Below are 23816 nucleotides of genomic sequence, written 5' to 3'. Positions count from 1 at the left end.
TGCATGCACTGTGTGATCCACTAAACAAGCGTTATAACAGCCAGTTAGTGCAATATGGCTGACAGTTTTGTCCATATACCCACAGTGAAACTGTCATTATTGTGAGGTGTATCGCAAACAATTTTGCCGATCGGTAAAATTGGTATGATAACTTTGAGTCAGAAGCCAATGGGCACCAAACATGAGGAAGCAGGTATGTCGCGTTTTATGAGTGAGGATTTTCTACTCGATAGCGAGTTCGCCCGTCGTCTGTACCATGACTACGCCAAAGACCAGCCGATTTTCGACTATCACTGCCATTTACCGCCGCAGCAGATTGCCGAAAATTACCGCTTCACCAATCTTTATGACATCTGGCTGAAAGGCGATCACTACAAATGGCGTGCGATGCGTGCCAACGGCGTGCCCGAAGCGCTGTGCACCGGCGACGCCAGCGATCGCGATAAATTCAACGCCTGGGCGCGCACCGTGCCGCACACCATTGGCAATCCGCTTTATCACTGGACGCACCTTGAATTGCGCCGCCCGTTTGGCATCACCGATGTGCTGCTGAATGAGCAGAGTGCTGACCGCATCTGGCAGCAGTGCAACGAGTTGCTGGCGCAGGATGCCTTTAGCGCACGCGGCATCATGCAGCAGATGAAGGTGAAAATGGTCGGCACCACCGACGATCCGCTTGACGATCTGCAGCATCACCGCACGCTGGCGGACGATGCCAGCTTCAGCGTCAAAGTGCTGCCAAGCTGGCGTCCGGATAAAGCCTTCAACATCGAACTGGATACCTTCCTGCCGTGGATCCAGCGTCTGGAACAGGTCGCCGATGTCAGCGTGCAACGTTTTGATGACCTGCGCCGTGCCCTGAGCCTGCGACTTGACCATTTTGCCGTACACGGCTGCAAAATTTCGGACCATGCGCTGGACGTGGTGCTGTTTGCCGAAGCCGACGAAAGCACACTGGATGGCATTCTGGCGCGCCGTCTGCAAGGGGCTGCACCGACGCAAGAAGAAGTGGCGCAGTTTAAAACGGCGGTGCTGGTGTGGTTGGGCAGCGAATATGCGCGTCGCGGCTGGGCGCAGCAATATCACATTGGTGCGTTGCGTAACGCCAATCGCCGCCAGTTCGATATTCTCGGCCCGGATGTGGGTTTTGACTCCATTAATGATGCGCCCCTGGCTATTCCGCTGGGCCGTTTGCTGGATGCGCAGAACCGCAACAACGCACTGCCGAAAACCATCCTTTACTGCGTTAACCCACGTGATAACGAAGTGCTGGCGACCATGGCAGGCAATTTCCAGGGCGAAGGTGAGCCAGGCAAGATGCAGTTTGGTTCCGCATGGTGGTTCAACGATCAGCTTGATGGCATGCACCGTCAAATGACGCAGCTGGCGCAGATCGGCCTGTTGAGCCGCTTTGTCGGTATGCTCACCGACAGCCGCAGTTTCCTTTCGTATACCCGCCACGAATACTTCCGTCGCCTGCTGTGCCAGATGATCGGCAATTGGGTCGAGCGCGGTGAAGCGCCAGCCGACGAAGCGCTGTTGGGGCAGATGGTGCAAAACATCTGCTTCAACAACGCGCGCGACTACTTCGGCATTGAGTTAGGAGCCTGATGATGCAGCGGCTGAACCGTCACGATTTTCCCGGCGCAGGCTATAGCGAGCGCGTGATCCAGTTTGGAGAAGGCAACTTCCTGCGGGCGTTTATTGACTGGCAGCTCGACTGGCTCAATGAACATCAGGGCATCGATGCGGGCGTGGTGGTGGTGCGGCCGCGCAACCGCGTGGTGGATGACTCTCTGAATCAGCAGGGCGGTTTGTACACCACGCTGATCCGTGGATTGGACGCGCAGGGCGATCAGGTGAGTGAAACCCGACTGATCCGCAGTCTGAATCGCGAGATCCAGCCGTATCAGCAGTTTGAGGATTTCCTCGCACTGGCCCGTGCGCCGCAGATGCGCTTTGTGTTTTCCAATACTACCGAAGCGGGCATTGCCTTTGCTGAGCAGGATCGACTGGAGGATGCGCCTGCCTCTTCCTTCCCGGGTAAGTTGACTCAGCTGCTGTGGACGCGCTTCAGCCACTTTGCGGGAGCCACTGACAAGGGCTGGCTGATCGTGCCGTGCGAGTTGATCGACCATAACGGTGATGCGTTACGTGAGTTAGTGCTGCGTTACATCAAGCACTGGCAGCTGCCGCCGGAATTTGCCCGCTGGGTGCTGGATCACTGCGCGTTTTATAACACGCTGGTGGATCGCATCGTCACCGGCTATCCCGCCGATGGCACCGACATCGCTGCACAGCTTGGCTATGAAGATCGCTATCTGGTGGCAGGCGAAGTCTATTACCAGTTTGTGATTCAGGGGCCGGATGCGCTGGCACAGGAGCTGAAACTTGGCGCGCTGGCGCCGGAAGTGAAGTTCGTCGACGATATCACGCCGTATAAAGCCCAGAAGGTGGCGATCCTCAACGGCGCGCATACTGCGATGGTGCCGGTGGCGTTTCAGGCTGGACTGGAAAGCGTCGGCGAAGCGATGGATGACCCTGCCATCGCGGGTTATGTCGATGCGCTGCTGCGTGAGGAAGTGATCCCCACGCTGGATCTGCCTCGCGATGAACTTCACGCCTTTGCCGATGCGGTGCAGCGTCGCTTCCGTAATCCGTTTATCCGCCATGCGCTGCTCTCCATTGCATTGAACGGCATGACCAAATTCCGTACCCGCTTGTTGCCACAGCTGTTGCTGGCGCAGCAGCAAACTGGCCAATGGCCGCCGCGATTGACCTTCGCATTTGCTGCGCTGCTGGCGTTCTATCGCGGCGAGCAGGGCGATCAGCACTGGCCCTTACAGGATGATGACCACTGGTTGCAGCAATTCGCCGCGCTGTGGCCAGCGGTAAACCAGGACACATTGACCCCGGAGCAGCTGGTGCAAGCCGTACTCAGCAACCGCTCACACTGGGGCGAAGATCTCACTCAGCGGCCCGGATTAGTGGCCGCAGTAAGCCAACACCTGCAAAACATCGTTGTCCACGGGATGCGGACGGCGCTGACACAACTGAGATAACGCTATGCAAGATGCGATAAGAATTCATTCGCGCGACAACGTGGCGGTGGCCCTGCGCGATTTACCTGCTGATGCCAAAGTGGAAATTGATCGCCAGTTCGTAACCTTGCAACAAGAGGTCGGACGCGGGCATAAGTTCGCACTGACGCCGCTGGCAACCGATGCGCTGGTAGTCAAATACGGCTTGCCGATTGCCCATGCCACCCGGCCGATCGCTATTGGCGAAATCATTCACTCCAGCAACGCCCGCACCAATCTGAGCGATGTGGACGAGTATGACTATCAGCCGGAATTTCTCGATATTCCCGCTCAGGCGGGCGATCGCGAGGTACAAATTTACCGTCGCGCCAGCGGTGAAGTCGGTATTCGTAATGAGCTGTGGATTTTGCCGACGGTAGGCTGTGTGAACGGCATCGCCCGGCAGATTCTGTCGCGCTTCCTCAAGGAGACCAACGAGGCGGAAGGGATCGATGGGGTGCATTTGTTCAGCCACCCCTTTGGCTGTTCTCAGCTTGGTCAGGATCATGAAAACACCCGCACCATGCTGCAGAATATGGTGCGTCATCCCAATGCCGGTGCGGTGTTGGTGATCGGCCTCGGTTGTGAGAACAATCAGGTGGATGTGTTTCGTGAAACGCTGGGCAGCTTCGACAGCGACCGCGTGCACTTTATTGAGTGCCAGAAGCAGGACGATGAAGTCGAAGCGGGGTTGGAGCGGCTGCATGCGCTGTACAACGTGATGCGTGGCGATCAGCGCCAGCCGGGCAAGCTCAGTGAACTGAAATTCGGACTGGAGTGCGGCGGTTCTGACGGTTTCTCAGGTATTACTGCCAATCCGATGCTGGGCTGCTTCTCCGATCAGATGATTGCCAACGGCGGCACTACAGTGCTGACAGAAGTGCCCGAAATGTTTGGCGCAGAGCGCATTCTGATGAGCCGCTGCCGTGACGAAGCCACTTTCGATAAAACCGTGGCGATGATCAACGACTTCAAGCGTTACTTTATCGACCATCAGCAGCCGATTTATGAAAACCCCTCACCGGGTAACAAGGCGGGCGGTATCACCACGCTGGAGGAGAAATCCCTTGGCTGCACGCAGAAGGCCGGGCAGAGCCAGGTGGTGGATGTGCTGAAATATGGCGAACGATTGAATACGCCGGGACTGAACCTGTTGAGCGCGCCGGGTAATGATGCGGTTGCCACCAGCGCGCTGGCGGGTGCGGGTTGTCATATGGTGCTGTTCACCACCGGGCGCGGCACGCCGTACGGCGGATTCGTGCCTACCGTGAAGATTGCCACCAATACGCAGCTGGCAGAGAAGAAGCCGCACTGGATTGATTTTAACGCGGGTCGTTTGATTGATGGCATGAGCATGCCGGAAATGCTGGAGGATTTCGTCGATATGATTGTGGCGATTGCCAACGGTAAACCAGCGCGTAATGAAGCCAATGATTTCCGCGAGTTAGCAATCTTTAAGAGTGGTGTCACGCTGTAAACACCAGGTGCGCATAAATGCGCACCCTACGAAAACCGTGCCAGATTCTCTTGGGGGCGGCGAATGCGCACCCTACGAAAACAGTGCCAGATTGTCGTAGGGGCGGCATTTATGCCGCCCTGGCAATGCCAATTTATTCTGCTTCCGACACCGTACGCATTTCGCGCTCGGCTTCTGCCTGGCACACTGCTGCCGTAAACAGAATATCGGTCGACGAATTCAACGCCGTTTCGGCGGAATCCTGCAATACGCTGATGATAAAACCGATCGCCACCACCTGCATCGCGAGGTCATTCGGAATTCCAAACATGTTACAGGCAACCGGAATCAACAGCAGCGAGCCGCCCGCCACACCGGAAGCACCACAGGCACAAATCGAGGCCACGAAACTCAGCAGAATCGCGGTTGGCACATCCACGGAAATGCCCAGCGTATGCACCGCCGCCAGCGTCAGCACCGTAATGGTGGTGGACGCGCCTGCCATGCTGATGGTGGCGCCCAGCGGAATAGAAACGGAGTAGGTGTCTTCGTCAAGATTCAGGCGTTTGGCGATCGCCATGTTTACCGGAATGTTTGCCGCAGAACTGCGGGTAAAGAACGCGGTCACGCCACTTTCACGGATGCAGGTAAACACCAGCGGATAAGGGTTACGGCGAATCTTTTGGAACACCAGAATCGGATTCACAATCAACGCCATGATGGCCATACATCCCAGCAACAGCGCCAGCAGCGTCGCGTATTCCTCAAGCGCGCCAAAACCGGTTGAGGCCAGAATCGAGGCCACCAGACCAAAGATTCCCAGCGGTGCACAACGAATCACGCAGCGCACCACCCATGTCGCCGCATGCGAAGCGTCGGTAAGAAACGCTTTGCTGCTCGGGCTGGCATGGCGAAACGCTAAACCAAGCCCAATGGCCCACACCAGAATGCCGATGTAGTTGGCGTTGAGTAACGCTTCAATCGGGTTGGCCACCATGCTCATCAACAAACCATGCAGCACTTCAGTGATGCCCGACGGCGGTGAAATTTCGGTTGCGCCCACTTTCATTGACAGCGTTTGCGGGAACAGATGGCTTAAGGTCACCGCGACGACGGCCGCAAAGAAGGTGCTCAGCAGATAGAGCATGATGATGGGACGAATGTTGGTTTTCTGCCCCTGCTGATGATTGGCAATCGATGAGATCACCAATACCAGCACCAGCAGCGGTGCCACCGCCTTCAGCGCGCGAACAAAGAGTTCACCCAGCAGGCCAACGGCGATTGCCGCATCATGTGAGAACCACGCCAGCGCCACACCGGCAATCAGGCCAATCATGATTTGTTTTACCAGGCTTCCTGCGAACAGCGCGCCCAGACGTCCAATAAAGTTGTTTTGCATAGTTCGGTCTTTTTATAGCGGTATGAGTGTTGTGCGCGGTTACTCCGCGCCTAACGGTTTGCCCGGCGGAGTATAAGGAAAAGTCTTAGTGAAGAAAGAGATAATTCTGTTTGTATGGGCTGGATCGGTTATTTGATCTGCTAACGATGGGAAGTGTGACAGAGCGATAAAAGGTGAAAGTTTCAGCTGGCAAAATAAAGCAGGGGCGACTATCGCCCCTGCAGCAGATTATTGTGAGATGCCTTTCTGGTCGTTTCTGTGGTTAACCCAGGCGTTAATCAGCAATGTACCGCCCAAAATTACCCCTACCACCGTCAGCGAGATGCCCACCGGGATATGGTAGAACTCGACGATCAGCATCTTGATACCGATAAATACCAGCACAATCGCCAGACCATATTTCAGCATCGAGAAGCGCTCAGCCACGTTCGCCAACAGGAAGTACATCGCACGCAGACCGAGAATCGCGAACAGGTTCGAGGTCAGGACGATAAAGGGATCGGTGGTCACCGCGAAGATCGCCGGAATACTGTCGACGGCGAAGATCACATCGCTCAACTCCACCATGATCAGCACCAGCAGTAATGGGGTGGCAAACAATACGCCGTTTTTGCGGGTGAAGAACTTCTCGCCTTCCAGGTTATCGGTCATACGCAGATGTTTACGTAGCCAGCGCACCACCGGTTTATCGCCTACTGCCGCATCATCGCCTTCTTTGGCAAACGCCATTTTCAGGCCAGTGAAAAGCAGGAAGGCGCCGAACACGTAGAGGATCCAGCTGAACTGTGTGACCAGATAGCTGCCTGCGAAGATCATGATGGTACGCAAGACGATCGCGCCCAGCACGCCATACACCAGCACGCGGCGTTGCAGGTTAGCCGGAATAGCGAAGTAGCTGAACAGCATCAGCCAGACGAAGACGTTATCCACCGCCAGTGCTTTTTCCAGCACGTAGCCGGTAAGGAAGGCAAGGGTTTGCGCGGTCGCCACTTCACGGCCTGCGGTGCCTTCGAGGTACCACCAGAACGCGGCGCTGAACAGCAGAGAAACGGAGATCCATACCAGCGACCAAACGGCGGCCTGCTTGAATGACATGGTTTGTGCGCCACGACGTCCCTGTAAGAAGAGATCAATCGCCAGCATGATGAGCACAACGACAGCGAAGCTGCCCCAGAGTAACGGTGTGCCTACAGAGTGCATAGTCGTATCCTGTCCGGAAAATAAAAAAACGGCTAAGTCAGAAGACGTTAGCCGCTTTGATTAAGCTGCAAGCAAACCTCGCCTTCCGGCAAGGTCTCACTTACAACTCAGAATAGATTCCGGGTTGCCTGACGACCGGATGCGTTTAGCATCGTAATGACGATCAATCAGCTTACAAGTTACTCCCCTTTGCAGCGGTCAAGATACGTCCAACGGCTGAGGTATTCAATGGGGAGTTTGAAATATTCTGCAATATTTACACTTGAGCCTGGTCTGCCGGGAATACCACGCCAGTCTGGCGGCGGATCTCCGTCAGCAATTTTGCCGTGATGCGCGAGGCTTCCAGCGCAGGATGCTCGACCTGACGTTTTTCGACCAATTGGGCAAAGGTCTCGGCTTCATACAGCATAGTGTTGATATGCTGCGGCTGCGTCAGATTTTTGCTCTCGCCACCGCGTGGGATAAAGCGCAGTTGCTGACATTCCGAGATTTTCTCAATCACCAGTGAGCCGGCTTCGCCCTGAATTTCACTCGGTATAAGTGAATCGCTCACCTTGGAGTGCAGCAGCGTGACATCAAAATCGCCGTAGCTCAGCACCACCACACCGTGCGCATCGACGCCACTCTCCAGCAGCGAAGCCTGCGCTTTCACCTGCTGCGGTTCGCCCCACAATGTCACGGCAGCGGCCAGGCAGTAAAAGCCAATATCCATTATCGAGCCGTTCGACCAGCGCGGATTAAAGGTATTGGGATTTTCGCCGTCGAGATAACGCTGGTAACGTGATGAATACTGGCAGTAGTTAATCAACGCTTTACGCAGCTTGCCAAGTTGCGGCAGGGTGTTCTGCAGTTGCAGGAAGGTCGGCAGACTGGCAGTTTTAAACGCCTCGAACAGTACAACCTGATGCTGGCGCGCGCAGGCGATCATCGCTTCGGCTTCACGCAGATTCGACGCCATCGGCTTTTCGCAAATCACATGTTTGCGGTGCGACATAAACAGCATAGCCTGCTCGGCATGCAGCGCATTCGGGCTGGCGATATACACCGCATCAATGTCCGGACTGGCTGCTAAATCGTCGAGGGAAGTGAAGGTGAGTTTGCAGGGATAGTCAGCGATAAAGGCATCCGCCTGTGACTGCTGGCGCGAATAGACACCGCTTAAGGTCATTTTGCCGGTCTCATGCGCGGCGTCGATAAACTGGCGGGTTATCCAGTTGGTTCCCACAATGGCAAAACGAATCACGGCTTTTTTCTCCTGCAACAGTAAAAAGGCAGAGTAGCATGTTCAGCGGAGCGTTCCTCAGACGAAATTTGATCATGCGATCCGCATTCCAATATGATGATGCAGCACATTTTTTTAACCAGCTAGCGGGGACGCGCGGGTGAGTGGAAGTAAACATGCATTGAACTGGACCACACTGCTGATTGCTATTCCCGTGGGATTCGTCGCGTCGCTGGTGACCTTAGCGTTTCGCGGTGTCATTGATTTGATTAACCGCCTGCTGTTTAACAGCGACAGTGAAATCACTGTGGCAATGCACGTCTGGCCGTGGATTTTCTGGCCGCTGCTGGTGGGCGCGGGCGGTGTGCTGGCGGGTTTCTTCCTGCGCTATGCGGTGGCGATTGAGAAACAGGAAACGATCAAAACCGACTATCTCGAAGTGATCAACGCGCGCCTGGATGCGGTGCCGACCAAAACCTCGCTGTTCCGCGCGCTCTCCTCGATTGCCAGTATCGGCAGCGGTGCCTCGATTGGTAAAGAGGGGCCGATGGTGCAACTCTCCGCCCTGAGTGGCAGCCTGATGGGCCGCTGGTTCCCGCAGATGCGTAACAGCGATATTGTCGCCATGGCCGCAGCAGCTGGCCTCTCATCGGTGTACCACGCGCCGCTGGCCTCAGCGATATTTGTCGCTGAAATTGCCTTTGGTATCTCGGCGCTGCAACGCTTAATCCCGCTGATCGTTTCCTCTGCGGTGGCGGTGATGACCATGTGGTCTCTCGGTTTTCGCAGCGCGCTCTATCCGCTCTCCGAAGCCTTGTTCCAGATGGATATCAGCAGCTTATTAATGACCATTCTGATTGGGGTGGTGGCCGGTTTTGCCGGTTGGTTGCTGATCAAACTGATCGCCCGCAGCAAAACGCTATTTGGCCGTGTTAAGTCACTGCCTGCGCGACTGGGTCTCGGTGGCCTGGCCGTCGGCTTTCTGGCGTTGATATCCACCGATATTCTGGGTAACGGCTATGAAGTGATCGTGAAAATCATCGATGGCCACTATGTGCTGATGGGATTGATTGGCCTGCTGGTGCTCAAAACCCTGGCCACCACGCTGTCGGTCGGTTCTAACGCGGTAGGTGGCTTATTCACGCCATCATTATTGATAGGCGCATTGCTCGGTGTGGCGCTGGCACACATCGGGGCAGCGCTGCATTTGCCAGTCGGTGATACCTTGCTGTATGCCGCGATTGGCATGGCGGCAGTGCTGGCCGCTGTAAGTCAGGCGCCCTTAATGGCGATGCTAATGGTGCTGGAGATGACACTCAACAGCAGCCTGCTATTCCCGATTATGATCGCTTCTGTGCTGGCCTCAATGGTGGTGTATCGGCTTCAATCCACCAGTACCTATCCGGTGGTGAGTAACCACTTTAGCCGCTCGGAAGCCAAATTCGATTTCGATAACATGCGCGTTGATCAGCTAATCATTCCCGGTGCGGCGTTACAACCCGAGGAGTCGGTGGGGCAGGCGCTGGCAGTGAGTTCGCTGAAGCGCGAACGCTATGTGTATGTGATTAACGAGGCGGGGCAGTTTCTGGGCGTGGTATCGATTCACGATATCTCGCGCAAGGTGCTGTCACAGGAGATAACCCTCGATTCACCGGTCAGCAGCGTGATGGACGATAACTTTCCGTGCATTTATCAGAATCAGAGCATGCGAGAAGGCTGGGAAGCCTTTGCCCGCGTGACGCTGGAGCGTTTGCCGGTGCTGAATAATCCACAAGAGCGCCGCTTTATGGGCGCCTTGACCAAAACCAGTTTGATTCAGAAGGCGCAGGAATTTCTTTAAGCTGCGTTACCGCGCATCGCCTGATCCGTCATCCACAGGCGCGCATCGAACTCCAGCTGGTGGTAATCCGGCTCCATATGGCAGCAAAGCTGGTAAAACGCTTTGTCGTGATCCTTCTCTTTCAGGTGCGCCAGTTCGTGCACCACGATCATGCGCAGGAAAGGTTCCGGTGCCAGACGGAAGAAGGTGGAAATGCGAATCTCGGCTTTGGCTTTGAGATTGCCACCCTGCACGCGTGAGATGGCGGTGTGCAGGCCAAGCGCATGTTTCATCACCTTGATTTTGTTATCCCAGATGACTTTGCTCACCGGCGGCGCGCTGCGCATGTAACGGCTTTTCATCGCCTGGGTGTAGTCGTAAAGTGCGCGGTCACTGACAACATCGTGCGTGTCGGGATAGCGTTCCTGCAAAAAACTGCCTAATCGCTGATTATCAATCAGCAACTGCACCTGTTCGAGGATGTTTTCAGGGTAACCCTGCAAATAGATTAATGACATTGGGATTCCCGACGAAAGACAGTATACTGCGCCCCCTTTTTAGGGCGAAAATCGCGCAAAGTGTACCACGCCGGAGATTCCATGAGCCAACTTGAACTAACCAATCGCACGCTGACATTGCAGCGCTTCCCGCCTATGCGTGAAGAAAGCCCGTTACAGGCGTGGGATTCCGCCGATGAATATCTGCTGCAGCAAGAACTGCCAGAAGGACCGGTGCTGGTGTTCAACGACAGCTTTGGTGCGTTGACCTGCGGACTGAACGGCCGTGAAGTGTGGCACGTCAGCGACTCGCTGCTTAGCGAGCAGGCGGCAAAGCAGAACCTGCGTCTCAATGAGATGGATGAGGATCAGGTGCACTTTATCGACAGCCTGGCACCGCTGCCTGCTGCGCCCGCTGTTGTGCTGATTAAGATCCCAAAAGCGCTGGCCCTGCTGGAGCACCAGCTGCGCGCGCTGCGCAAAGTGGTGACGGCAGATACGCTGATTCTCGGCGCGGCCAAAGCCAAAGACATTCATAACTCCACGCAGCAGCTGTTTGATCGCATTCTCGGTGAGAGCAAAACCTCACTGGCGTGGAAAAAAGCTCGCCTGATTTACTGCAACTTCACGGCACCAGCACTGCCCGATGCGCCCGAAACCACCGTGTGGCCGTTGGACACCACGGATTACCAGATCCACAACCATGCCAACGTGTTCTCACGCGGATCGCTGGATGTGGGCGCGCGCTTCTTTTTAGATCATCTGCCGTTTGATATCGAAGGTGAGATCCTCGATCTCGGCTGCGGCAACGGTGTGGTTGGTTTGCTGGCGCTGGAGCAGAACCCGAATGCGGACGTGCTGTTCTATGACGAATCTTACATGGCCGTGGCATCCAGCCAGCTAAATATTGAAGTGAACCGTCCGCAGGATTTGGCGCGCTGCCAGTTCCGCGTTAATAACGTGCTGAGTGGCTTCCCGTCGGATCGTCTGCATGCGGTGCTGTGCAACCCGCCGTTCCATCAGCAGCACGCGGTGACCGATCATCTGGCCTGGCAAATGCTGCGCGATGCAAAACGTTGCCTGCAGTATGGCGGCGAGTTGCGCATTGTTGGCAACCGCCACCTCGGTTATCACGTCAAAATGAAAAAGCTGTTTGGCAACTGTGAGCTGGTGGCATCCAACGCCAAGTTCGTGGTGTTGCGCTCGGTCAAACTGCGTTAATCACACGCTGAGCGCCAGCTCAGTGGCCTGTGCGATGGCGCGGCGAGCATCCAGCTCCTGCGCCACGTCGGCTCCACCAATCAGCCTTACTGCTTTGCCGCGTGCGGCCAGCTCATCCGCCAGCTGACGCATCGGTTCCTGTCCGGCGCAAATCACCACGTTATCCACTGTCAGCGTGACCGCTTCGCCCTGATGGCGCAGGTGTAACCCGTGATCATCAATATTCAGATACTCAACGTCGCCCCACATCTGCACGCCGTGTGCCTGCAAACTGGCGCGGTGGATCCAGCCGGTGGTTTTAGCCAGTCCGGCGCCGGGTTTGCCCGATTTACGCTGTAACAGCCAGATTTGCCGATCCGCCGCCACAGGCTGTGGACGCACCAATCCGCCGCGCGCCTGCAAGCTGTGATCGATGCCCCAGCTTTGATAGAAGTCTTCATGTTCACCGCGATGCAGCAAAAACTCGGCAGTATCAAAGCCAATGCCGCCCGCACCAATGATTGCCACGCGCTGGCCGACCGGTTTTTTATCGCGGATCACATCGAGATAATTGAGTACGCTGGAATGATCGATGCCGGGAATCGAGAGCTGACGCGGCGAAATCCCAGTGGCGATCACCACTTCATCCACGCTTTCCAGTTCATCAGCCGTCACACGATGCTGGGTGCGAATCGCGACGCCAGCCGCTGCCAGCTGATGGCGAAAGTAGCGCAGCGTCTCGCTAAACTCCTCTTTACCGGGGATTTGGCGGGCAATATTAAACTGGCCGCCAATCTGCGCGTCCGCTTCATACAATGTCACCTGATGGCCGCGCTCGGCCGCCTGTAGCGCGAACGCCATGCCCGCCGGACCGGCACCGACCACCGCAATCTGTTTAGGCTGTTCAGTGGCAATCACTGGCATCAGGGTTTCGTGGCAGGCACGTGGATTCACCAGACAGGAAGTGACTTTGCCGACAAAGATCTGATCGAGACAGGCCTGATTACAGGCGATGCAGGTGTTGATGGCATCCGGCTGTCCGGCCTGGGCTTTGCGCACAAAGGCCGCATCGGCAAGAAACGGTCGCGCCATCGACACCATATCGGCGATGCCATCGTGCAGCAGTGAATCCGCCACCTGCGGATGGTTGATACGGTTGGTGGCGATCACCGGTACCGACACCGCCTCGCGCAGATGCTTTGTCACCCACGCAAACCCGGCACGCGGCACGCAGGTGGCGATGGTGGGAATGCGCGCTTCGTGCCAGCCAATGCCGCTGTTGAATAGCGTCACACCACGCTGCTCCAGCGCCTTTGCCAGCGTCAGCGTCTCTTCCAGCGAACTGCCGTTGTTCACCAGATCGAGCATCGACAGGCGGAAGATGATAATAAACGCTGGGCCGACAGCCTCGCGCACCGCCTGCGTAACCTCCAGTGCAAAGCGCCGACGGCGATCCACATCCCCGCCCCATTCATCATCACGGTGATTGGTGTGCGCCACCAGAAACTGATTAATCAAATAGCCTTCAGATCCCATGATCTCAACGCCATCATAACCAGCCTGCTGGGCTAATTTAGCGCACTGGGCGAAGTCAGCAATGGTCTGGCGAATCTCGGCATCGCTGAGTTCGCGCGGTGTGAGTGGGTTAATCGGAGCCTGCAACGCCGAAGGCGCCACCAGATCGCGCTGATAGCTGTAGCGTCCGGCATGCAGAATCTGCAGCGCAATTTTGCCGCCTTCCGCATGCACCGCATCAGTGAGGGTGCGATGCCATTCACATTGGCTTTCCTGATTGAGGATTGCGCCACCGTGCGCCACCACGCCTTGTGCGTTCGGCGCGATGCCGCCGGTGACAATCAGCGCCACGCCCTCCCGCGCGCGTTCCGCATAAAACGCCGCTAATCGTGCAGCGCCGTCAGTGTGTTCTTCCAGTCCGGTGTGCATCGAGCCCATCAGAAAACGGTTCTTTATTTGGGTAAATCCCAGATCCAGCGGGGCAAACAGGTGGGCGTAATGCTCAGTCATGAACACAGTCTCGGAAAGTGGTCGGATGAGTTAACTTTAGCGGGAATTGGTTTGGATGGAAATTCGCGGTGTTCAGGCTGTGAGAAACCTCAAAAAAAGCAGGGCGACAGGTCGCAGGCGAAAGGTTCGGAACGCTTTCGTCTGGCACGGGAAGAGACCTGTACACCCTGAAACAGTTTGAAGATGAGGGCTAATGGATTAGCTCTTTAGTTATGACTCCTGTCAGACTCAATCCCGGGTGAGGGTGCGGCGATAATGGCATAGCTCGATCCCGCTTTTCCCCAAGACTGGTCTTGGTTTTTTCCGGCAAACAGTGATCCCGCTTCCATCTTCTGTACGAGCAGTTCACGTTCCAGGTAACAGCTATTTCGTAACATGATTTAGAGTGATCTGGTTCACAGTTTTCAGCGCCCGATCCCGCTTTGATAGCCCCCATTGCAACAGCAACAAATGGGGAAACCATGAATATCGAAACGCAATCCTGCGTGATTACCGGGAAAAAACAGGTCAGCGTCGCACCGCAACAGGTGAAATGGGACGGCACAGGCACGCTGGTGCGTATTACGCGCGGCGGCATTTGTGGATCTGACCTGCATTACTATCAGGAAGGCAAAGTCGGTAGCTTCGAGGTCAAAATGCCGATGATCCTCGGCCATGAAGTGATTGGCCATGTGGTGGAGAGCGACAATCCTGACCTGAAGCCAAATCAGAAAGTGGCGGTCAATCCGTCCAAACCGTGCGGCGAGTGCAAATACTGCCAGCGCGATCAGGAAAACCAGTGCACTTCCATGCGCTTCTTCGGCAGCGCCATGTATGTGCCACATGTTGATGGCGGCTTCACCCAATACAAAGTGGTGGACAGCAAACAGTGTGTGCCATTCCCACAGGATGCCGATGAAACCGTGATGGTGTTCGCCGAGCCGCTGGCGGTGTGCATTCACGCCACGCATCAGGCGGGCGACCTTACCGGCAAGCACGTGTTCATTTCCGGTGTCGGTCCGATTGGCTGCTTGATTGCGGCGGCGGCGAAAGCGCGCGGTGCCGCTTCTGTAGTGTGCAGCGATATCAGCGAACGTTCGCTGGAGATGGCGCAGCAGATGGGTGCGACCGATGTGATCCACGCCGCTGAAGGCGATTTCACGCCATATCTGGCTGATAAAGGCTTTTTCGATGTGGCGTTTGAGGCCTCTGGCCATCCTTCCTCACTGCAACGCTGTCTCGATGTGGTGTGCGCCAAAGGCACGCTGGTCCAGGTTGGCATGGGCGGCACCATCCCAAACTTCCCAATCATGGCGCTGATCGCCAAAGAGATTCAGCTGGTCGGTTCCTTCCGCTTTACTCATGAATTCAATACCGCCGTCGAGTGGCTGGCAAACGGTGTGGTCAATCCGCTGCCGCTGTTTAGCGGTGAATACGATTTACAGGACATCGACGCGGCCTTGCAGTTTGCCGGCGATAAAACCCGTGCGGCGAAAGTCCAGTTAACCTTTTAAGGAGCAGTGATGAGTCAGTTATTTTCCCTCGAAGGCAAGCGTGTATTACTTACCGGTTCGGCGCGCGGCATTGGTTTTCTGCTGGCGCGTGGTTTAGGTGAAGCCGGTGCGGAAGTGATCGTCAACGCCACCACGGAGCAGGGTGCAGAGCAGGGCGCGGCGAAACTGCGTGAGCTGGGCTTACGCGCCCATGCCAAAGCCTTTGATGTGACGCAGTCTGCGCAGGTGCAGCAGGCGGTGGATGAGATTGAAGCCGAATGGGGCCCGATTGATATTCTGGTGAACAACGCCGGGATCCAGCGCCGCCGTCCGTTCCTCGAATTCCCGGAGCAGGACTGGAATGACGTGATTGCCGTTAACCAGACCGCGGTATTCCTGGTCTCTCAAACCGTGGCGAAAAAAATGGTCGATCGCCAGCGCGGTAAAATCATCAATATCGGTTCGATGCAGAGTGAGCTGGGCCGCGACACCATCACGCCTTACGCGGCTTCCAAAGGGGCCGTCACCATGCTGACGCGCGGGATGTGCGTCGAGCTGGCGCGCCATAACATCCAGGTGAACGCCATCGCACCGGGCTACTTCGTCACGGAGATGACCCAGGCGCTGGCGGACGATCCGGCCTTCACCGGCTGGCTCACCAAACGCACGCCAGCGGCGCGTTGGGGTAAACCAGAAGAGCTGATTGGCGCCGCGGTATTCCTCGCCTCGGGCGCTTCTGATTTCGTGAATGGTCACTTGCTGTTCGTTGATGGCGGTATGCGCGTCGCCGTGTAATGCCATGGCGCGGCTGGCATTTTCGCCGGGCCGCGCCTAAACCTTAATCACCCCTCTGTATTCCTAAGGATAATAAAAAATGCCAATAACCATTATTGTGCTGGGTGTGATACTGCTGCTGGTATTGATGATTGTATTTAAGGTCAACGGCTTTATTGCGTTGGTGTTTGTCTCGGCGGTGGTCGGTATTGCCGAAGGGATGACGCCGCTCAACGTGATGGCCTCGATCCAGAAAGGTATCGGTTCGACGCTCGGTGGATTAGCGATGATCCTCGGCTTCGGTGCCATGCTCGGGCGATTAGTCTCGGACACCGGTGCGGCACAACGCGTCGCCACCACCCTGATTGCCGCCTTTGGTAAAGAGCGGCTGCAATGGGCGCTGGTGGTCACTGGACTGATCGTTGGTCTGGCGATGTTCTATGAAGTGGGCTTTGTGCTGTTGCTGCCGCTGGTGTTCACCATCGTTGCTGCTGCCGGTTTGCCGCTGCTGTATGTCGGCGTGCCGATGGTGGCTGCACTCTCGGTCACGCACTGCTTCCTGCCACCGCATCCTGGCCCAACCGCGATCGCCACTATCTTTGGTGCGAACCTCGGGACCACGCTGCTGTACGGCATGATCATCACCATCCCGACGGTGATCGTGGCCGGTCCGATCTTCTCGAAATTCCTTAAAAGCTTTGAGAAGTCACCGCCGGAAGGCTTGTACAACCCGAAAATCTTCACCGAAGAAGAGATGCCGGGCTTCGGTATCAGTATCTTTGCCGCCATCATCCCGGTGGTGCTGATGGCGATTGCTGCGGTGTTTGAGCTGACTACGCCAAAAGAGAACCCGCTGCGTCAGTTCTTCGAGTTTATCGGTAACCCGGCGGTGGCGCTGTTTATTGCCGTGGTGATCGCGGTGTTGACGCTGGGTCTGCGCAACGGCCGCAAGATGGAAGAAGTGATGGATATGTGCGGCGAGTCGATTGCCGCCATCGCCATGATCGTCTTCATTATTGCCGGTGGTGGCGCGTTCAAGCAGGTGCTGGTGGACAGCGGCGTGGGCAACTATATCGCTGACATGATGAAGGGATCGTCGCTCTCTCCACTGCTGATGTGCTGGACGGTGGCAGCGATGCTGCGTATCGCGCTGGGGTCGGCCACGGTTGCGGCGATCACCACCGCCGGGATCGTCACGCCAATTATCGCAGTGACGCATGCCGATCCAGCATTGATGGTGCTGGCGGTAGGTTCGGGCAGCGTGATCGCCTCACACGTCAACGATCCGGGCTTCTGGCTGTTTAAGGGTTACTTCAACCTCAGCGTGGTGGAAACCCTGAAAACCTGGACGGTGATGGAGACGCTGATCTCGATTCTTGGCCTGGCGGGTGTGCTGGCACTCAACGCCATCATTCACTGATGCAACAAGCTGCACAAGGATGTGCAGCTAATCAATCGCGGCTACGAATCCACGAAAAACGGGACTGGTAACCGCTGTCAAAATGGGTGTTGTAGCGATAGCTCGATCCCGACTCCGCCATGCAGTAGGTGCAGACGTTCAACACCTCAATCTGTTCGGCTGGAATGCCGCGCTGTAACAGTAACCCTCGCGCCAGATGCGGCAAATCAAACCACACGCCCTGATGATGCGCCCGCGCCTGCGGACGAATCGCCGAGCTATTGTGTGGTTGCTCGCTCGCCCACTGCAGAGCAGGCAAATCTGCGCGTTGCTGCATCTGTGTCACCAAATCTTTGCCCAACTCATAACAGCACGGACCGATTGCCGGGCCGATGGCGACATGCAGCGTCTCAGTGCGGGCGCCTCGATTAAGCAATCCATCAATGGCACTGTTCAGCACTCCACTCAGCGTGCCTTTTAATCCGGCGTGCACTGCCGCCACCTGATGCTGCTCGCTATCGGCGAACAGTACCGGCAAACAATCTGCGGTATACACCGCAACCGGCAGTTGGTTTTCCCCGATCACACCATCGGATTCGCAGCTCTTCGGTGGCAGATTTTGTGTCGCCAGCACCACATGGGCGCTATGGCGCTGCTGACCATAAGCGGCATCTGCTGGCACCGGTTGACCCGCAGGCTGGAAGGCATAATCGAGCCACGGCAGGGCATCAAGCAGGGTTGAACGCGGTCCGGAATACGACATAAGTGTCTCCTTTGACAGGGCGGCAGCTTTCTTCTGCCCACAGCTTACGTTAACTGCTACATTTTTAAAGCTTTACACAAACTGACCATAATCACTTAAGGATGATCTGATGAAAAACACCTCTTTGCTGGCGGCGTCCGGCATTCTTGCGCTGTTGCTGACCGGGTGCGCACAACCGGCCAAACAGCAGGCGCAGCAGCAGCTCGGCCAGCAATCGGTATTGGCAGTGAACTGGTTCCAGCAGTCCGGTGAGTATCAGGCGCTGAGCTGGCAGGCGTTTAACAGTGCACGCATGGCATTTAATGCTGCGCCATCGCTGGTGGGCAAACCGAAAGCGGTAATCGTCGATCTTGATGAAACCATGATCGATAACAGCGCCTACAGCGCATGGCAGGCGAAAAACGGCCAGCCGTTCTCCGGCAAAACCTGGTCAGCCTGGACTCAGGCGCGTCAGGCCATCGCCGTGCCGGGCGCGGTGGAGTTCGCGAACTACGTCAACAGCCACGGCGGCACGATGTTCTACGTCTCGAACCGCGATCAGAAGGATTACGCCGCGACGGTGGATAACCTTAATAAGCTGGGCTTCAGCGGCGTAAGCGATAAAACCGTGCGTCTTAGCACCGGCAATTCCAATAAACAGGAGCGCTTCGATGCGATTAAAAACGCCGGATACAACGTGGTGCTGTACGTGGGCGATAACCTGAATGACTTTGGTGGCGCGACCTGGCATCAGGGCAATGCGCAGCGCCAGCAGTTTGTCAGCCTCAATCATCAGCATTTTGGTACGCAATTTATCGTGCTGCCTAATCCGCTGTACGGCGACTGGGAAAGCGGCATGGCGGAGAACTACAACAAACTGACGCCGGAACAGCAGCTTCAGGTGCGTGAAGCGCGTATGAAAGCGTGGAACGGTAAATAATTCGTCAAGCGAATTAGCGCCTGTTGCGGCAGGCGCTTTGAATTTAATTCAGGGCCAGTCATATTTACTTTTGATCGTCATTATTATTCTCCTTATTATTTTCCTGATCTCTTGCTTAATTGTCAGTCAGTGATTGGCGAAAAATATCGCCATTCTGCTATTCACCCAGTGAATAACTCCATTCATAAATTTTATAATTAAGATTTTTCTCAGCTCAAATCGTTTAATTCACCATACTAGTGCAAAGGCATGAAAAGACTGTGTGTATATTTTTGTCGATTCATTCCAGATGCATAATTTAATATTAAATTTAATTTCATGATTTATATATTAAATCTTATTTTTCAATCAATTCCATCGGCTTGCATTAAATTACTTATTATCGACATTTCCTGACATTTATTTTACAGGGCGGAGGATTTTGTCGTGCGCGGAAATAATGATTGTGCAACCACAAGCATTAGCAGCTATAAACAATTTATGTGAGGAAGCTCTGCTTTCACCCTCCATCGATCGTCTTAGCGGCGTTTAATACCCTGTGACTTTGCCTGAAAGCGATATTTCTGGACGTAGAGAGAAGATAATTGTGACGACACTTAAACCCTTATTAGCGAAAAATCGCAGTTGGGCATTACAGCGCCGCGAGCGTAATCCAGATTATTTCGAACAATATCTGCATCAACAAAAACCGCATTCGCTGTGGATTGGCTGTTCCGATAGCCGCGTACCTGCCGAAGTGCTGACCGGCTCGCATCCTGGCGAACTGTTCGTGCATCGCAACATCGCCAATATGGTGGTGCCCGATGACGATAACCTGATGAGCGTGCTGCAATACGCGATTTTCTACCTGGGCGTGGAGCGCATTGTTCTGTGCGGCCATTATGGCTGCGGCGGGGTGCAGGCCGCGCTGGGGTTGCCCGCCAGCCCGCTGGCAAAAGAGGATTCGGCGCTGGCAAGACGCATCGCCGCGTTGCGCAGTGGCCTGCAACAAGGATTGGTGGAATATCACGCCAGTGCTGAGGAAGAGGAGAGCAGCAAGCTCAACCGCTTAGTGGAGGCCAACGTGATCGCGCAGTTTGCCCAACTGGTGGTGTGCGAACCGGTGCAACAGGCCTGGCAGGCGGGGCAAGCGCTGGAAGTGTTTGGCTGCGTGTATGACTTGCAGTCTGGTCATCTGAAAGAACTCATTCAGCAATCAGCAGAGGAATCGGTGCCATGAATCTGAACACGCTGCGTCAGGATATTCCCGCCGGTCTGGTGGTGTTTTTGGTGGCACTGCCGCTGTGCCTTGGCATCGCGCAGGCCAGCGGTTTACCGCCGTTTGCCGGACTGCTGACCGGGGTGATCGGTGGCCTGCTGGTCACATCGCTCAGCCCATCACGCTTTGCCGTCAGCGGCCCGGCTGCGGGTCTGGTGACCATTGTGGTGGCCTCGATACAGACGCTCGGCAGCTTCTCCGCTTTCCTCACCGCACTGATTCTGGCGGGCGTGTTGCAATGCCTGCTTGGCTTGCTGCGTGCCGGTCGCTTTATCTCGCTGGTGCCGGGGAGCGTGATTAAAGGGATGCTGGCGGCGATTGGTATTTTGCTGATTATGCAGCAGATCCCGGTGGCCTTCGGTGCCGCAGGCGATGCCGAATTAATATCGCTGGTGAACGGTGAGTTTCAGTTTTCAACCAGTGCGATGTGGGTGGCAGGCATCGGCCTGGTAATTTTGTGGCTGTGGACCACGCCAATGGTGAAATCAGTCAAGCTGCTCAGCTGGATACCGGGGCCGCTGGTGGCGGTGCTGCTCGGCTGTATGGCGACGGTATTTGGCGACCGCCTGTTCCCGAGCCTGGCGCAAGGGCTGCCGCGTATTGCGTTACCGGCCTTTGATAGCCTGTCGGCGCTGGCGGCTGAACTGGAAACCCCGGACTGGCTGGCATGGCAAAATCCTTCTGTCTGGGTCGTTGCCGTGACGCTGGCGCTGGTGGCGAGCCTGGAAACGCTGCTCAGTCAGGAAGCGCTGAAAAAACTGCGTCCGCAGCATCCGGCACCCTCGCCGAATAAAGAGATGTTCGCGCAGGGCATCGGCAACCTGACCGCCGGTTTCCTCGGTGCGATGCCGATCACGGCGGTGATTGTGCGCAGCTCGGTGAACGTCAGCGTCGGGGCTCAGACCAAACTCTCGATTCTCATCCACGGCGCGCTGTTACTGATTTGCGGCTTGTGGTTCAGCGATCTGCTCAACGCCATCCCGCTGGCCAGCCTGGCCGCCGTTTTGCTGTATACCGGTTATAAGCTGGCAACGCCGCGTCTGTTCATCGAGCAGTTCCGCATGGGGGCTCAGCAGTATGTGCCGTTCCTGGCGACCATCGGTGGCATCCTGGTGTTTGGCATGCTGGCGGGGATTGGTATCGGTATCGCTACGCAGATTATCTACAGCATCTACAAAAGCCACCGCAATGCGCTGCAGCTTACCCGCTATGACGATCACTATGTGTTGCGCTTCCAGCAAAACCTCACCTTTATGCATAATCCTAAACTGCAGGGCTTGCTGGCGGAGATCCCGGAAAACAGCACGGTGATTGTCGATCATGATAATGCCGAGTATCTGGATCCCGACGTCAAAGCGGTGCTGCAGGATTTCGGGGAAAACGCGCGCGATCGTGGTATTCGTCTGAGTCAGTGGCCGGTTGCGGTTAATTAGCAATAACACTTTGCTTAAAAACTGGTTTTTAGCGTAAAAATCGGATATCTCGGATATCCGATTTTTTTATTTACAGGGCATAATTGCAGCAGCTCTCATCCTTGTTTCTCGGGTTTCAACCCTGCCAGCGCGCTCACATCTCGCCGATCCGGCTCATTGAGTGCTGCCCAGCCGCAGAGTAGGATGACGAACACTCGCTTAATTGCCGAATCATCGCACAGTTATTTCAGGTTAAATGCTTGCTGATGCCCGTGGGCAAGAGGCAGCGATTTCCAGGTTACAGGGTTCAGACGTATGCGCGTTAAGCTGTTTGCTGAGAATAATTTAAAAAAGAATGCACTCTCGCTGTTCCTGATTACGCTTTTCTTCTGCTTTATTGGCAGTCATCTGCGCATTCCCGAGGAGTTCTCACTGTTTTGGCCGGTGAATGCACTGATTGCCGGTTTAATGGTACGAAATCCTTTCCTGCATACCACTTCGAGCTATCTGGTGTGCTTTGCTGCGATGATATTTAACGACACGGTGTTTTCCGGCTGGGCATTGCCTGCGGTGACCGTGAACTTCGCCAATATTCTGTTTACCCTGATAACGGTCAGCATGCTGATCAAACACCTGCAGCCGCCTTCGGCCAACAGCCAGGTGTTCAATGCCATGCGCATCTTCCCGGCCTGTTTCCTTGGCGCCGCAGCCTGTGCTACCTGGGGCGCATGGGCGCAGGATATCGATTTCAATGCGCGCTTTGTGGTGGCGTGGGGCGACTGGTTTAGCGAGCAGTTCTCGACCTCCCTGATGCTGCTGCCGGTGATGCTGGCGCGACCGCTGCGCAGCGTATCGCCGCGTACTCTGCTGCACCCTGGCAAGCTGCTGCCCCTGGCGGCGGTGGTGCTGTCGTTAACCGTAGGTGCACTGATTGGCGGGGCAGGTAGCCTGACCTTCCCGGTGCCAGCGCTGATCTGGTGCGCCATCGTGTTACCGATTCCTGTTACAAGCCTGGTGATCCTGATTACCGGTATCACTGAGATCGTTCTCGTTTCCCACGGCGTAATGAATATTCAGGGCGATGACGCACTGCTGCCGATCAGCCATCTCACCTCGGCGCGACTGGGCGTGGCAACAGTGGCCCTCAGCCCGCTGCTGGTGGCGGTGAGTATGGATGCGATTCGTCAGCTCAATCATCGCCTGGCGTTACGCGCTAACTTTGATTTCCTCACCCAACTGCTGTCGCGTTCCGGCCTGTATGAAAGTTTGAAACAGGAGCCGTTCTCCTTACAGCGCGAAGCGGGTGTGGTGATGCTGGATGTCGACTATTTCAAAGCCATCAACGATAACTTTGGCCACGATGCCGGTGATGGCGTGCTGGAAGAAATTGCACGCCGCATGCAACGCGTGGTGGGCAATCGCGGCATGGTGTGTCGCTTTGGTGGCGAAGAGTTTGTGGTGGTGGTGTTCGACTACAGCCATCTGCAACTTTACCAGCTGGCCGAAGCGATACGTCAGGCAATGGTCAAAGAGAAGTTCTGGATTCAGGGCAACACGGTGACGGTAACCGCCAGTTTAGGCCTGGCGCGCGGCAGTGCGCAGAGTGAGCGGGAATGGCCAGGCGTGATTAACCGTCTGGTGTCGGCAGCGGATAAAAATCTCTACCTCTCGAAACGCAATGGCCGTAACCAAACCTCTCCGGCGATGGAACCGCGCAGCGTGGTGAATGACGTGGCGTGAAGTGCGTGATGGTCGCCATGAGTGGCGACCTCATGATGGCTTGGTGCTGGGTTGTTTTGGTCGCCGTGAATGGCGACCTTACGATAGCTTGGTACTGATTTTTTCGGTCGCCATTGATGACAACCTCACAACTGCCTGACGCTAATTTGTTTCGACAACCATCAATGACCAACCAGTTTAT

Annotated in this window: 19 protein-coding genes; 13 read left to right on the top strand and 6 right to left on the bottom strand. The window is 55.7% G+C overall.

The genetic code is table 11. From position 1 onward, the window contains the following. Window positions 1-195 precede the first annotated feature (195 nt). The 3 genes from uxaC to LBW88_RS20130 are packed head-to-tail and all read left to right on the top strand — an operon-like array spanning window position 196 to window position 4557. Window positions 196-1611, top strand: a complete 1416-nt coding sequence (uxaC, locus tag LBW88_RS20140) for a glucuronate isomerase (RefSeq protein WP_224933948.1) — start codon at window positions 196-198, stop codon at window positions 1609-1611. Window positions 1612-1613: 2 nt separating this feature from the next. Further along, window positions 1614-3062, top strand: a complete 1449-nt coding sequence (locus tag LBW88_RS20135) for a tagaturonate reductase (protein WP_224934024.1) — start codon at window positions 1614-1616, stop codon at window positions 3060-3062. A gap of 4 nt (window positions 3063-3066) precedes the next feature. After that, window positions 3067-4557 carry a UxaA family hydrolase gene (locus LBW88_RS20130; RefSeq protein WP_224933947.1) on the top strand — a complete coding sequence of 497 codons (1491 nt, stop codon included), beginning with the start codon at window positions 3067-3069 and terminating at the stop codon, window positions 4555-4557. Window positions 4558-4690: 133 nt separating this feature from the next. Here the strand turns inward: LBW88_RS20130 and sstT are convergent, their stop codons facing one another. The 3 genes from sstT to LBW88_RS20115 all read right to left on the bottom strand — a co-directional run bounded on the left by sstT (window position 4691) and on the right by LBW88_RS20115 (window position 8378). Beyond that, window positions 4691-5935 carry a serine/threonine transporter SstT gene (sstT, locus tag LBW88_RS20125; protein ID WP_224933946.1) on the bottom strand — a complete coding sequence of 415 codons (1245 nt, stop codon included), beginning with the start codon at window positions 5933-5935 and terminating at the stop codon, window positions 4691-4693. Between the two features lie 228 nt (window positions 5936-6163). Then, window positions 6164-7135, bottom strand: a complete 972-nt coding sequence (locus LBW88_RS20120) for a TerC family protein (RefSeq protein WP_224933945.1) — start codon at window positions 7133-7135, stop codon at window positions 6164-6166. A 256-nt stretch (window positions 7136-7391) separates the two neighbouring features. Beyond that, the gene (locus tag LBW88_RS20115) at window positions 7392-8378 is read right to left on the bottom strand and encodes a Gfo/Idh/MocA family protein (protein WP_224933944.1); all 987 of its coding nucleotides are present in this window, start codon (window positions 8376-8378) and stop codon (window positions 7392-7394) included. Window positions 8379-8517: 139 nt separating this feature from the next. On the opposite strand from LBW88_RS20115, the gene LBW88_RS20110 reads away from it, so the two are divergent. Then, the gene (locus tag LBW88_RS20110) at window positions 8518-10197 is read left to right on the top strand and encodes a chloride channel protein (RefSeq protein WP_224933943.1); all 1680 of its coding nucleotides are present in this window, start codon (window positions 8518-8520) and stop codon (window positions 10195-10197) included. On the opposite strand, the gene LBW88_RS20105 is transcribed toward LBW88_RS20110, so the two are convergent. Beyond that, window positions 10194-10694: a M48 family metallopeptidase gene (locus LBW88_RS20105; protein WP_100703337.1), complete on the bottom strand. Its 501-nt coding sequence runs from the start codon at window positions 10692-10694 to the stop codon at window positions 10194-10196. The two genes, LBW88_RS20110 and LBW88_RS20105, sit on opposite strands and share 4 nt — an antisense overlap. Before the next feature lie 81 nt (window positions 10695-10775). Here LBW88_RS20105 and rlmG point away from each other — a divergent pair, with 81 nt between their 5' ends. Then, the gene (gene rlmG, locus LBW88_RS20100) at window positions 10776-11894 is read left to right on the top strand and encodes a 23S rRNA (guanine(1835)-N(2))-methyltransferase RlmG (protein ID WP_224933942.1); all 1119 of its coding nucleotides are present in this window, start codon (window positions 10776-10778) and stop codon (window positions 11892-11894) included. On the opposite strand, the gene LBW88_RS20095 is transcribed toward rlmG, so the two are convergent. Next, window positions 11895-13898, bottom strand: a complete 2004-nt coding sequence (locus LBW88_RS20095; protein ID WP_224933941.1) for an NADPH-dependent 2,4-dienoyl-CoA reductase — start codon at window positions 13896-13898, stop codon at window positions 11895-11897. It lies immediately after the preceding gene. Between the two features lie 461 nt (window positions 13899-14359). Here LBW88_RS20095 and idnD point away from each other — a divergent pair, with 461 nt between their 5' ends. The 3 genes from idnD (at window position 14360) to LBW88_RS20080 (ending at window position 17564) form a co-directional block, all read left to right on the top strand. Continuing rightward, on the top strand, window positions 14360-15391 hold the full coding sequence (idnD, locus tag LBW88_RS20090; protein ID WP_200576757.1) for an L-idonate 5-dehydrogenase: 1032 nt from the start codon (window positions 14360-14362) through the stop codon (window positions 15389-15391). Between the two features lie 9 nt (window positions 15392-15400). Then, window positions 15401-16165 carry a gluconate 5-dehydrogenase gene (idnO, locus tag LBW88_RS20085; protein ID WP_038644549.1) on the top strand — a complete coding sequence of 255 codons (765 nt, stop codon included), beginning with the start codon at window positions 15401-15403 and terminating at the stop codon, window positions 16163-16165. A 79-nt stretch (window positions 16166-16244) separates the two neighbouring features. Then, window positions 16245-17564 (top strand): gluconate:H+ symporter, encoded by a 1320-nt coding sequence (locus LBW88_RS20080; RefSeq protein ID WP_045831845.1) that lies wholly within the window; start codon window positions 16245-16247, stop codon window positions 17562-17564. 31 nt (window positions 17565-17595) lie between these two features. On the opposite strand, the gene LBW88_RS20075 is transcribed toward LBW88_RS20080, so the two are convergent. Next, window positions 17596-18306 carry a polyphenol oxidase family protein gene (locus tag LBW88_RS20075; protein WP_224933940.1) on the bottom strand — a complete coding sequence of 237 codons (711 nt, stop codon included), beginning with the start codon at window positions 18304-18306 and terminating at the stop codon, window positions 17596-17598. 109 nt (window positions 18307-18415) lie between these two features. Between LBW88_RS20075 and LBW88_RS20070 the strand changes: the two genes are divergently transcribed. From LBW88_RS20070 to LBW88_RS20050, 5 genes are all read left to right on the top strand, one after another. After that, the gene (locus tag LBW88_RS20070) at window positions 18416-19225 is read left to right on the top strand and encodes a 5'-nucleotidase, lipoprotein e(P4) family (protein ID WP_224933939.1); all 810 of its coding nucleotides are present in this window, start codon (window positions 18416-18418) and stop codon (window positions 19223-19225) included. Between the two features lie 580 nt (window positions 19226-19805). Further along, the gene (locus tag LBW88_RS20065; protein ID WP_224934023.1) at window positions 19806-20444 is read left to right on the top strand and encodes a carbonic anhydrase; all 639 of its coding nucleotides are present in this window, start codon (window positions 19806-19808) and stop codon (window positions 20442-20444) included. Then, window positions 20441-21916 carry a SulP family inorganic anion transporter gene (locus LBW88_RS20060; RefSeq protein WP_224933938.1) on the top strand — a complete coding sequence of 492 codons (1476 nt, stop codon included), beginning with the start codon at window positions 20441-20443 and terminating at the stop codon, window positions 21914-21916. The genes LBW88_RS20065 and LBW88_RS20060 overlap by 4 nt, the downstream gene beginning before the upstream one ends. Window positions 21917-22210: 294 nt before the next feature. Then, entirely contained in the window at window positions 22211-23635 is a 1425-nt protein-coding gene (locus LBW88_RS20055) for a GGDEF domain-containing protein (protein ID WP_224933937.1), read from the top strand. Continuing rightward, window positions 23622-23774, top strand: a complete 153-nt coding sequence (locus LBW88_RS20050) for a hypothetical protein (RefSeq protein WP_224933936.1) — start codon at window positions 23622-23624, stop codon at window positions 23772-23774. The genes LBW88_RS20055 and LBW88_RS20050 overlap by 14 nt, the downstream gene beginning before the upstream one ends. Window positions 23775-23816: the final 42 nt, after the last annotated feature.

Source organism: Pantoea sp. alder81 (genome assembly GCF_020179835.1).
In the GTDB taxonomy this organism is placed as follows: domain Bacteria; phylum Pseudomonadota; class Gammaproteobacteria; order Enterobacterales; family Enterobacteriaceae; genus Pantoea.
The sequence above is the reverse complement of the archived record's forward strand: the minus strand, read 5'-3'. Positions and strand labels throughout refer to the sequence as shown.